General features: G+C 65.2%; 10 protein-coding genes. 5 read left to right on the forward strand and 5 right to left on the reverse strand.

Annotated elements, in window-relative coordinates:
* Positions 1-540, forward strand: a 540-nt coding sequence (locus tag B3547_RS16085) for a sterol desaturase family protein (protein ID WP_292964679.1), incomplete at its 5' end; no start/stop codon positions are given.
* On the opposite strand, the gene B3547_RS16090 is transcribed toward B3547_RS16085, so the two are convergent.
* The gene (locus B3547_RS16090; protein ID WP_124810642.1) at positions 532-1143 is read right to left on the reverse strand and encodes a TetR/AcrR family transcriptional regulator; all 612 of its coding nucleotides are present in this window, start codon (positions 1141-1143) and stop codon (positions 532-534) included. The genes B3547_RS16085 and B3547_RS16090 overlap by 9 nt on opposite strands.
* 195 nt (positions 1144-1338) lie before the next feature.
* On the opposite strand from B3547_RS16090, the gene B3547_RS16095 reads away from it, so the two are divergent.
* Positions 1339-3672: a TonB-dependent receptor gene (locus B3547_RS16095; protein ID WP_124810641.1), complete on the forward strand. Its 2334-nt coding sequence runs from the start codon at positions 1339-1341 to the stop codon at positions 3670-3672.
* Positions 3673-3831: 159 nt separating this feature from the next.
* On the opposite strand, the gene wecC is transcribed toward B3547_RS16095, so the two are convergent.
* Together wecC and wecB are read right to left on the reverse strand one after the other, a co-directional pair.
* Positions 3832-5163 carry a UDP-N-acetyl-D-mannosamine dehydrogenase gene (gene wecC, locus B3547_RS16100; RefSeq protein WP_125954667.1) on the reverse strand — a complete coding sequence of 444 codons (1332 nt, stop codon included), beginning with the start codon at positions 5161-5163 and terminating at the stop codon, positions 3832-3834.
* The gene (wecB, locus tag B3547_RS16105) at positions 5144-6274 is read right to left on the reverse strand and encodes a non-hydrolyzing UDP-N-acetylglucosamine 2-epimerase (protein WP_292964684.1); all 1131 of its coding nucleotides are present in this window, start codon (positions 6272-6274) and stop codon (positions 5144-5146) included. Before wecB ends, wecC begins: the two co-directional genes overlap by 20 nt.
* 195 nt (positions 6275-6469) lie before the next feature.
* Here wecB and B3547_RS16110 point away from each other — a divergent pair, with 195 nt between their 5' ends.
* Entirely contained in the window at positions 6470-7786 is a 1317-nt protein-coding gene (locus B3547_RS16110) for a nucleotide sugar dehydrogenase (RefSeq protein ID WP_194921426.1), read from the forward strand.
* A gap of 100 nt (positions 7787-7886) precedes the next feature.
* On the forward strand, positions 7887-8885 hold the full coding sequence (locus tag B3547_RS16115) for a GDP-mannose 4,6-dehydratase (RefSeq protein ID WP_292964686.1): 999 nt from the start codon (positions 7887-7889) through the stop codon (positions 8883-8885).
* 24 nt (positions 8886-8909) lie between these two features.
* Here B3547_RS16115 and B3547_RS16120 read toward each other — a convergent pair whose 3' ends face one another.
* Both B3547_RS16120 and B3547_RS16125 read right to left on the reverse strand, forming a co-directional pair.
* Complete coding sequence (locus B3547_RS16120; protein ID WP_125954670.1) at positions 8910-9458, reverse strand: superoxide dismutase family protein; 549 nt, start codon at positions 9456-9458, stop codon at positions 8910-8912.
* 94 nt (positions 9459-9552) lie between these two features.
* A complete protein-coding gene (locus tag B3547_RS16125; RefSeq protein WP_292964689.1) occupies positions 9553-10677 on the reverse strand; it encodes an OmpA family protein in 1125 nt (374 codons plus the stop codon).
* On the opposite strand from B3547_RS16125, the gene B3547_RS16130 reads away from it, so the two are divergent.
* On the forward strand, positions 10640-10863 hold a 224-nt coding region (locus tag B3547_RS16130; protein ID WP_292964691.1), incomplete at its 3' end, for a hypothetical protein. The two genes, B3547_RS16125 and B3547_RS16130, sit on opposite strands and share 38 nt — an antisense overlap.

Raw genomic sequence — 10863 nt, forward strand, 5'->3', positions numbered from 1 at the left:
GCGCTGCGGCAGACCTGGACCGGCTTCGTTGCGCTCTCGTTCGTGTTCCGCATCTGGCCGGCGGTGCTCGGCTTTCACCCGGCGATGCTGGTGACGGTCGGGGCCGTGAATCTGGTTTACCAGTTCTGGATTCACACCGAGGCGATCGGCCGGATGCCGCGCTGGTTCGAGGCGGTGTTCAACACGCCTTCACATCACCGGGTCCACCACGCGACCAACCCGGTCTATCTCGATCGCAACTATGCCGGGGCGCTGATCGTGTGGGATCGCCTGTTCCGGACGTTCCAGCCCGAACTGGAGGACGAACGCATCCGCTATGGCATCGTCCGCCAACTCGGCACGTTCGGGATCGGGTGGTCGGTGTTCCACGAATGGGCGGGCATGCTGAAGGACTTCGCGGTCGCGCCGCTGCGCTACAAGCTGGCCTATCTCGTGCGCGAGCCGGGATGGAGCCACGATGGCAGCCGGGACACGTCCGACCGCATCCGGGAGCGCTGGCGCGACCGGCAGGACGGGGCGGAGCGTGACGCGCTAGATTGAAAGCCCGTCGCGCAGCAGGTCCGCGGCCACCCCGGCGATGTCCTCCACCGGGCGGCTGGCGTCCCACACGCCGAAGCGCAGGCCCAGGAACACGTTCATGCCCATCAGCGCCCAGGCCCGCACTTCCTGATCGCCTGCGCGCAGCGTGCCCTGGGCGACGCCATCGTCCAGGCGCGCGGCGATGCGCTGTGCGGTGCCTTCGTAGTGCGCGCGGTAGCTTTGCGGATCGGCGAACTCCGCCTCGTCGATGATGCGGTAGATTTCCTTGTGCTCGCGCGCGAAGCGCAGGAAGCCTTCCAGCGCCTCCCGCTCGCGCACCAGCCCTGTTGCTCCCGCGCTGACGGCCGCGGCCGCGGTGGTGGCGACACGGGCGGACATGTCGCGCACCAGCGCGGTGAAGATCGCGTCCTTCGAATCGAAATAGGTATAGAAGCTGCCGAGCGCCGTTCCCGCGCGGCGGGTGATCCCGCTGATCGAGGCTTCGTGGAAGCCGCGTTCGCCGAACTCGGCCGCCGCGGCATCGAGCAGGCGCCGCAGCGTTTCCCGTCCGCGCGCGGTACGCGGAGCCTTGCCGGGGCTCGCCTTTTCCGGATCTACCGACACCCTGCTCTCCCATCCGTGGCCGATCGTCCCTCCGATCGCCCGAGCCCGGTCCTTAGTGCCGGGGCTGTTGCGCTTTCGCCACGTCCTATCGATGGATTCGATCCGCCTCAAATGAAAAGTTGAAACATGGTTCAACTTTCAATATCGGTTCAGGCAGACGGGCCTTTCATCGGTCCGTGAGAGGGAGCCTGATCCATGAACCGTTTTCGCGTGCGCGCCCTTGCGGCCGCTACCACCGCGCTTGTTGCGCTGCCCGCCATGCCCGCTTTCGCGCAGGAAGCCGCTGCATCCGAAGCTTCGGCGAATGATTCGGGCGAAATCGTCGTCGTTGCCCGCAAGCGCGAGGAACGCCTGGTCGACGTGCCCATCGCCATCACCGCCCTGTCCACCGAAGGGCTGGAAAAGGCCGGCGCCAAGGATCTTTCCGGCGTTCAGGGCGCGATCCCCAACGTGAACATCGTGCAGGGGCGCGGCTCGGCCTCGTCCGCCAATTTCTACATCCGCGGCATCGGCCAGCCCGATGCGCTGCAGACCTTCGACCCTGCCGTCGGCGTCTATGTCGATGGCGTCTATCTCAGCCGCATCCAGGGCGCGCTGCTCAACCTGTTCGACGTGCAGCGCGTGGAAGTGCTGCGCGGGCCGCAGGGCTCGCTTTACGGCAAGAACACCATCGGTGGCGCGGTCAACGTGGTGTCGAAGAAGCCTGATCTGGACACGATCCGGGGCGAGGGCGCCTTCACTTATGGCCGCTTCAACGAAGTGACCGCCAAGGGCTATGTCACCGCGCCGCTGGTGACCGACAAGCTCGCGCTGTCGCTGGCCGGGGTCTATGACAAGCGCGACGGCATCGTCACCGATCCCGCCACCGGCAAGAAGTACAACGATCGCGACAACCTGTCGGGCCGCGCGATTCTGCGCGCCAAGCCGTCCGACCGGGTCGAGGTGCTGATCTCGGGCGACTACACCCGCCAGCGCAACGCGCTCACGCTGGGGCAGGCCACGGCCAACCTTATCGGCTTCAATTACAATTCCACGTTCACCAGCGTCACGCCGTTCGTCATCGCCACGGCGCCGACCGGCCGCTACAACTACACGGCATCCACCAGCTTCAAGAACGGCGAAGGCCAGCGGCTCGATCACTGGGGTCTTTCGGGCACGATCAATGTCGATCTGACCGACAACCTCCAGCTCACCTCGATCACCGCTTATCGCAAGCTGAAGACGAACTTCTACGTCGATATCGATGCCACGGCGGCGGAAGTGGGCGATGTGTTCGTGGGCACGCGCCAGCACCAGTTCAGCCAGGAACTGCAGCTCAAGCTGGATACCGAAAAGCTGAAGGGCGTGGTCGGGCTCTACTTCCTCGACGAACAGGTCAATTCGCACCAGGAAGCCTATGCCGACAGCTACCTCCAGTATGTCGGGACACCGCTGAACTTCCTGCGCACGATCGATGACCGGCAGAACACCAAGAGCTATGCCGCGTTCGGCCAGCTGACCTACAACTTCACCGAGAAGCTCGCGCTGACGGCGGGCCTACGCTACACGCACGAGAAGAAGAAGTACTTCCGCACCACGACGGCAACGACCACCAGCCCGGTGTTCCCGGCGATCCGCATCGTCAGCACGTTCGCGTTCCCAACCAGCCTGCCGGCGCCGTACAACACGCTCGACGAAGTCAGCTACGATGCGTGGACGCCATCGGCCACGCTCAGCTACAAGCCGACCACCAACACACTGGTCTATGCCTCGGCCAGCCGGGGCTTCAAGTCGGGCGGTTTCAACGGCCGCGTCAACAGCCTGGCCGACGTGACGCTGGCGGTGAACGGCACCACGCAGATCGTGCCGACGTTCAAGCCGGAAACGGTGTGGACCTACGAAGCTGGCGCCAAGGGCACGTTCCTGGACGGGCGCGTCTCGCTGTCGGCGGCGGCGTTCTATTCCGACTACAAGGACTTCCAGGCGCGCGTCGGCGGCGGCAACACCGGCATCAACGGTGGCAGCTTCCCCGTCATCAACGCGGGCAAGCTGCGCATCCAGGGCTTCGAGTTCGAAGCGGCGGTGCGCCCGTCCACGCCGCTGACGCTGACCGCGTCGGTCGGTTACCTCGATGCCAAGTACAAGGAGTTCAACGACGGCCGTCGCGCGCCCTCGTTCAGCTGCAACCCCACTGGCACGAAGATCACCTGCAAGCCGGCCTTCGCTCCGCCGCTCACCATGCGCATCGGCGCGGACTACCGCATTCCGCTGGGTGAAGCCTCGCTAAGCTTCGGCGGCGATGTCCGTTTCGTCGACAAGCAGTACCTTTCGGTCGACAACCGTCCCGGCCTGACCGAGGACGGCTATCTGCTTGGCAACGTCTATGCCCAGCTCGATTACGACCGGTTCTACCTGCGCGGCATGGTCAAGAACGTGGGCAACGCGCTCTACAAGACCGACGGGCAGGAGTTCAGCTCGGTCGGCAACATCCAGACCGTGTACTACGGCGATCCGCGCACCTGGAATCTCACGCTCGGCGTGCGCTTCTGACGCACGCGATCCCCGGCGCCCCTTTCCCCCTCCTCTCCTCCCTCGGCGGAAGGGGCGCCAACGGGGCCGGTGGTTCGCCCGCAAGCTGGCCCATGCGCAAAGGCCGGAAGCAGGTGACCCTGCTTCCGGCCTTTCCTCTCGGGGAACTGTAGGGCGGTTCTAGCTGGCGAGCCGCAGCGATCCGGCTGCCGGCGCTTCCGCTACCGGCTGATCGGGCCAGATGCCGCGCGTATCATACACCGCCTTGCCGCTGCGTTCGGCCAGCGGCACCACGCGGAACACGTCGTGATCGACCAGCACGATCAGCACGCCGCAATCCTCCAGCGCGGTGTCGAGGTCGATCAGCGCGGCGCCGGTGTCGGTGAACTCGATCGGCAGGGCGGAGGCATAGGGTTCGACCACGCTGATGCGATCGCCGAACCGGCGCGCCAGCGTCGCCGCGACATAGCGCGCCGGGCTTTCGCGGAAATCGTCGATGTTGGCCTTGAAGGCGAGGCCGAGGCAGGCGACCTTCTCGCCCGGATGCGCTTCCAGCAGCGCCGTGGCCTTGGCGATCACGTGGTGCATCTTGCCGTCGTTCACTTCGCGCGCGGTGCGGATCAGCGGCGTCTGTTCGGGCGCGCCGTGCACGATAAACCATGGGTCCACCGCGATGCAGTGCCCGCCCACGCCCGGGCCGGGCTGGAGGATATTGACGCGCGGATGGCGGTTGGCCAGCCGGATCACTTCCCACACGTCCAGGCCCATCTTGTCCGCCACCACCGACAGTTCGTTGGCGAAGGCGATGTTGACGTCGCGGTAGGCGTTCTCGACCAGCTTGGTCATCTCGGCCGAACGGGCATCGGTGGTCACGCAGGTGCCGCGCACGAAACGCTTGTAGAAGGCCAGCGCCTTGCGCGCGCAGCGCGGGGTAATCCCGCCGATGGAGCGGTCGTTGTTGGTCAGTTCTTCCAGAATGCGGCCCGGAAGCACGCGTTCGGGGCAGTAGGAGATCGAAACGTCGGGTGTTTCGCGCGTCAGGCCCGGAAACTTCAGGTCCGGGCGCAGGCCGGCCATCAGATCGCGCATCTTCTCGGTCGTGCCCACCGGAGAGGTGGATTCGAGGATGACCGCATCACCCGCCTTCAGCACGGCGGCCACTTCGGTCGCCGCCGCCAGCACATAGGAGATGTCGGGCGTGTGGTGCTCGTCCTTCTCGAAGGGCGTGGGCACCGCGATCACGAAGACGTCGGCAGGCTCGATCCGCGTGGCAGCGCGCAGCAGGCCGCGCTGGACCACGCCATGCACCAGCCCGTCGAGATCGACTTCCTCGATATGGATTTCGCCGCGGTTGATCGTTTCGACCACGCGTTCCGACACGTCGAGGCCCAGCACCCGGCATCCCGCGCGCGCGATGATCGCGGCGGTGGGCAGGCCGATATAGCCCAGTCCGACAACACAGACGTCCGGCTTCACTTCACCGGCTTTGAGGTTACCGGGCTGGTTCGACATGTCCCAAAAGCTCCACGATGCGGCGCGATGTCTGCCCATCCCCGAACGGGTTGTGGGCGCGCGCCATGGCCGAATAGGCAGCCTTATCGTCGAGCAGGGTGAAGATTTCGGAAACGATACGGTCCGCATCGGTTCCAACCAGCCTGGCCGTGCCGGCGGCCACGCCTTCGGGCCGTTCGGTCTTCTCGCGCATCACCAACACCGGCTTGCCCAGCGCGGGCGCTTCCTCCTGCACGCCGCCGCTGTCGGTCAGCATGATCTCGCTGATCGCCAGCAGCCGCGCGAAGTGCGGATAGTCCAGCGGCTCGATCATCGCCACGTTGGCAAGGCCGGCCAGCGCCGCGTCCATCACCTTGCGCACGTTGGGGTTGGGATGGACGGGGAAGATCAGCGCCACGTCCTCGCGCGCGGCGATGCGGCGGATCGCTTCGGCGATGTTTTCCAGGCCGCCGCCGAAGTTCTCGCGCCGGTGGCTGGTCACGCCGATGATCCGCTTGCCGGCAAAGCGTGCTTCCAGTTCGCCGAGGCCTGCCGCCAGCGCCGGTTCGGCGCCGATCCGCGCGGTGATCCACTGCAGCGCGTCGATCACGGTATTGCCGGTCACATGGACCGTGTCGGCGGGGACGTTTTCGGCATGGAGCGCCGCGGCGGAGGTTTCGGTGGGGGCGAAATGGAGCGCCGCGATCGAACCGATGATCTTGCGGTTCACTTCTTCCGGCCAGGGATGGTAGATGTTGTGGCTGCGCAGTCCGGCCTCGATGTGCGCCACCGGCAGCTTGCGGTAATAGGCTGCCAGAGCACCGGCCATGGCCGTGGCGGTATCGCCCTGGACCACCACCCAGTCCGGCTGTTCGGCGTCCATCACCCGGCCAAGCCCGGTCAGCAGTGCGGCGGTCAGCCCGTCGAGCGTCTGGTCCGGGCGCATCAGGTCCAGATCGTGATCGGGCACGATCCCCGCGATTTCCAGCACCTGGTCCAGCATGCCCCGGTGCTGCGCCGAAACGCAGGTCACCACGCGAAAGCGCGCGTCCGCGCGCAGGGCGTGGATTACGGGAAACACCTTGATGGCTTCGGGGCGGGTGCCGAATACGACGAGGACGGTCTTGGTCATCGGCACGCTCTTATCACCCAGTCGTTAAACCCGTGTTATGGGGCCGTCGGTGCGGCAACCGTCTTGCGGTATGAATTGGCGCCGATCCGCCGGCAAATCGCGCCGGGCCATTAACTACGAAATAAGAGCCTTGGCCTAAAGCGGGCACACAGCGGCGTGCGCGCCGCGCGAAGGAAAGGCTTGCCTGTGACTGCCATGTACCCGCCGATTGCCGCCACGCCACAGCCCCGGTCCGATGGTTCCGTCTCTGCGGCGACAAGGGTGACCGTGGTGGGGCTGGGCTATGTGGGGCTGCCGCTGGCGGTGGCGCTGGCGCGGCAGTTCTTCGTTACCGGCCTGGATATCGATCGCCGCCGCATCGCCGAACTTTCCGAAGGGCACGACCGCACGGGCGAGATCGAGGCCGGGCAGCTTTCGCTCTCGGGTCTCGGGGTCACCAGCGATGCGCAGGTCTGCCCGCCCAGCGACTTCTACATCGTGACCGTACCGACCCCCATCGACGCGGCGAATCGCCCGGACCTGCGCCTTGTCGAGGCCGCCTCGCGCACGGTCGGCGCGCTGCTGCCGGCCGCCGTGCAGGAAGGGCGCGCACCGGTGGTGGTGTTCGAAAGTACGGTCTATCCGGGGGTAACGGAGGAGATTTGCGGGCCATTGCTGGAAGAGGCGTCGGGGCTCGTCTGCGGCCGGGATTTCTTTCTCGGCTACAGCCCCGAACGGATCAATCCGGGCGATCGCGAACATACCATCGACCGGATCACCAAGGTGGTATCGGGGCAGACGCCCGAGGTGCTCGACCGGGTTGCCGATCTCTATGGCGCGATCACCAGCGGCGGCGTGTTCCGCGCCGCCTCGATCAAGGCGGCCGAAGCGGCCAAGGTGATCGAGAACGCCCAGCGCGACATCAACATCGCGTTCATGAACGAGATTGCGCAAATCTTCTCGAAAATGGATATTTCCGTGTGGGACGTGCTCGAAGCGGCGCGCACCAAGTGGAACTTCCTGCCGTTCACGCCCGGGCTCGTCGGCGGGCACTGCATCGGCGTTGACCCGTACTATCTCTCGCACCGGGCCGAGGCGCTGGGGCACGATCCGCAGGTCATCCTTGCCGGGCGCGGCGTCAACGATACCATGGCGCAATGGGTGGCGGACGAACTGCACGCGAAGCGCGGCGGGGCTGCTGGCAGCGTGCTGGTGCTGGGGCTGACCTTCAAGGAAAACGTGCCCGATCTGCGCAATTCCAAGGTCGCCGATGTCGTGCACGCCCTGGCGGGCATGGGGCACGCGGTCACGGTGCATGATCCGATGGCCGATGCCGGCGAGGCGCGGCACGAATACGGGCTGGACCTCTCCGCTGATGCGCTGGAACGGACTTACGATCTTGTCCTCCTTGCGGTGCCGCATCAGGCCTATCTGGCCATGGGCGAAGATGCCATCGCGGCGCTCGTTGCGCCCGGAGGCACGCTGGCGGATCTCAAGGGCATTCTGAACGGCAAGGCGGACTGGAAGCTCTGACCGTGCGGAACGCGGCAGACTTTGCCTGTTCGCCAGCGTTGTCCCCAACCTGTTTTGACTGACATATGGATCGGCCCCGGCTTGGGGTCTGGAGAACACGATGCGCGTACTGGTTACCGGCGTTGCCGGCTTCATCGGCTTTTCGTTGACGCAGAAACTGCTCGCTCGCGGCGATACGGTCATCGGGATCGATTGCGTGAACGATTACTACGACCTGCGGCTCAAGGAAGCACGACTGGCGCGGCTCAAGGAACTGGGCGGGAATCGTTTCACGTTCCTGAAGGCGGATTTCGCGGACATGGCAGGGGTGACCATCGCGCTGGATGACCTGGAGTTCGAACGGATCGTCCATCTCGGCGCGCAAGCCGGGGTGCGTTACTCGATCGAAAATCCGCATGCCTATGTGCAGTCGAACCTCGTCGGCCATCTCAACTTGCTGGAAATCGGCCGCCACCGTGGGGTCGAGCATATGGTCTATGCCAGCTCCAGTTCGGTCTACGGCGGCAACGAGAAGCTGCCGTTCTCGGTCGATGATCGCGTCGATCATCCGCTGTCGCTCTACGCCGCCACCAAGAAGGCGGACGAACTGATGAGCGAGACTTACGCGCATCTCTATCGCCTGCCGCTCACCGGGTTGCGGTTCTTCACGGTCTATGGTCCGTGGGGGCGCCCGGACATGATGATGTGGATCTTCACGCGCAAAATTCTCGCCGGCGAACCGATTCCGGTGTTCAACCATGGCGATATGTACCGCGATTTCACGTATATCGACGATATCATCGCCGGCGTCATGGCGTGCCTCGACAACCCGCCGCCCGATGATGGCGCGCCCAAGGCTGGGGGCAGCCTCAAGCCTCACCGGCTCTACAACATCGGTAACCACCGCTCGGAACACCTGATGAAGGTGGTCGAGATTCTGGAGGCGGAATGCGGCCGCAAGGCGCAGGTCGAACTGCTACCGATGCAGCCGGGCGACGTTCGCCAGAGCTTTGCCGATATTGACGCCATCGCGAACGACCTGGGTTACCAGCCCACCACCAGCATCGACGTTGGCGTGCCGAACTTCGTCGCGTGGTACAAGCAGTACCACGGCCTCTGAAGGTGCGCCTCTAGGGTCAGGACCCTAGGGGTGTGCAAACACGCCGCAGGCGATGCGGCCGCCGCTGTTGCCGCTGGGGTCGGTCTTGTAGTCGTCCGGCCCCGCGTGGATGACGATGGCGGTGCCGTCCGGGTCGAACACGCGGGCATCGAAATCGGCGCGCGCCACGCTGACCGGCACGGTCAGTTCGCCGGTGCCGTCGTCCTTCACGATCAGGTTGGGCAGATCGCCGAGATGGGGGCCGGCGGGGTTTTCGGTGCCATGCTGATGCCCGGCCGGATTGAGATGACCGCCAGCGGTCGTGAAGCCGGGGGCTTCGCAACGCCCTGTCGTATGCAGGTGGGCGCCATGTGCGCCGGCCGGTAGGCCCGATGCGGTTAGATGCAACAGGATATGATCGCCGCTGGTCACCAGTTCCGCACGCCCCGCGGGATGACCGTCCGCGGTCGCCAGCGGCGCGGTTGCAAGAACCGTGGATGTAGCCGCCTGTCCTGTCGTGGCGCAGGCGGTCAGCGCTATCAGCGAAACGGCGGTCAATGACAGCGGCGTAAGGGAACGGGTCAAGCGGATCATCTCTGGCCTCCTCGGCATGGTGCCTTGTCAGCCATAACGAAAAAGGGGCCGGATTGCTCCGACCCCTCGTTCGATTTCGGCAAAAAGCCTGAAATTACATGCCCGAACCCGGACCGTAGGTGATTTCCACGCGACGGTTCTGGAGTTCACGGACGCCGTCCGCGGTCGGAACGCGCGGGTTGGCTTCACCGAAGGCCTGGCTGGTGATCGAACCATCCGGGATACCGTGCGAGGTGAGGTACGCACGGACCGAGGTGTTACGACGAGCCGAGAGGCCGAGGTTGTACTTCGGCGTGCCCGAACGGTCGGTGTAACCGGCCAGCATGATCGGCACGCTGTTGCAGTTGCCATACGCGGTGATCGCGTTGTCGAGGATGGTCGCTGCTTCCGGCGTGATGTCCGACTTATCCCAGTCGAAGAACACGATGTACGGACCCTTGTTGCACACGGCCACCGGCGGAGGCGGCGGAGGCGGCGGGGGAGGCGGCGGCGGGGGCGGAGGCGGCGGCGGCGGCGGCGGAGCAGCCGGCTCACCGAAGTTATACGCCAGGCCGAGCAACAGGCTGTGCGACCGGAAGCGGCCGTCATACGCCGAACCCGCGATGTCGGTCAGCTTCACGCCGCCCGCGTTGAAGAAGCGATACTTCAACGAGACGTCGACATGCTGGCTGAGCGGCGCGCGAACGCCAGCCAGGGCCTGCCAAGCGAACACGGTGTCCGAATCGTTGAGCGTCGAGCCACCGGTGCCGGCGATCTTGACGCGGCTCTTCACGCGCGCCACGCCCGCGCCGCCACCGACGAAGCCCTGGAGGCCATCATCCGGACCGAAATCGAGCAGGCCGTTCAGCATGAAGCTGAGCGCCGACGAACGGCCATAGACGTTGCTGAACGTGCCTGCGGGCTGGTCGGGGAAGCCGGGAACCGGGGTCGCCCCGGTCGCCTGATAGCTGTCCAGGCTGGCCGAGCGGTAGCCGACCTCGGTTTCAAGGCGGAAACCGCCGAAATCGTAGCCGATCACGCCATCGACGTCATAGCCATAATTGTGATTGACGGTCGAGGTGCCCGACAGCCCGGTGCGCGCACCGGCGATATCGTAATTGATATCCTCGACAATCATCCCGCCGGCATCGGCGCCCACATACCACGCCTTGTCACGCGCAAGCGCCGGCGAGGCAAGTGCGGTGGAGGCAAGTGCCACTACAACGGCAAGCTTCCGCATCATAATCCCCTTTCCATGGTGTCACTACGGACAACGCAAACTCACTATCGAAAGGAAGGTTTCCGCGCAAGCACGCAAAAACATCTATTTGTTGCATAATAGCAACAACCTTTCACCCAATCAGCCCGTGATGGCGCATGGCCGCGAGCATGGTGTTCAGCGCGGCGCGCGCCTCGCCGTCGATCA

This window comes from Novosphingobium sp. UBA1939 (assembly GCF_002336885.1).
GTDB lineage: Bacteria > Pseudomonadota > Alphaproteobacteria > Sphingomonadales > Sphingomonadaceae > Novosphingobium.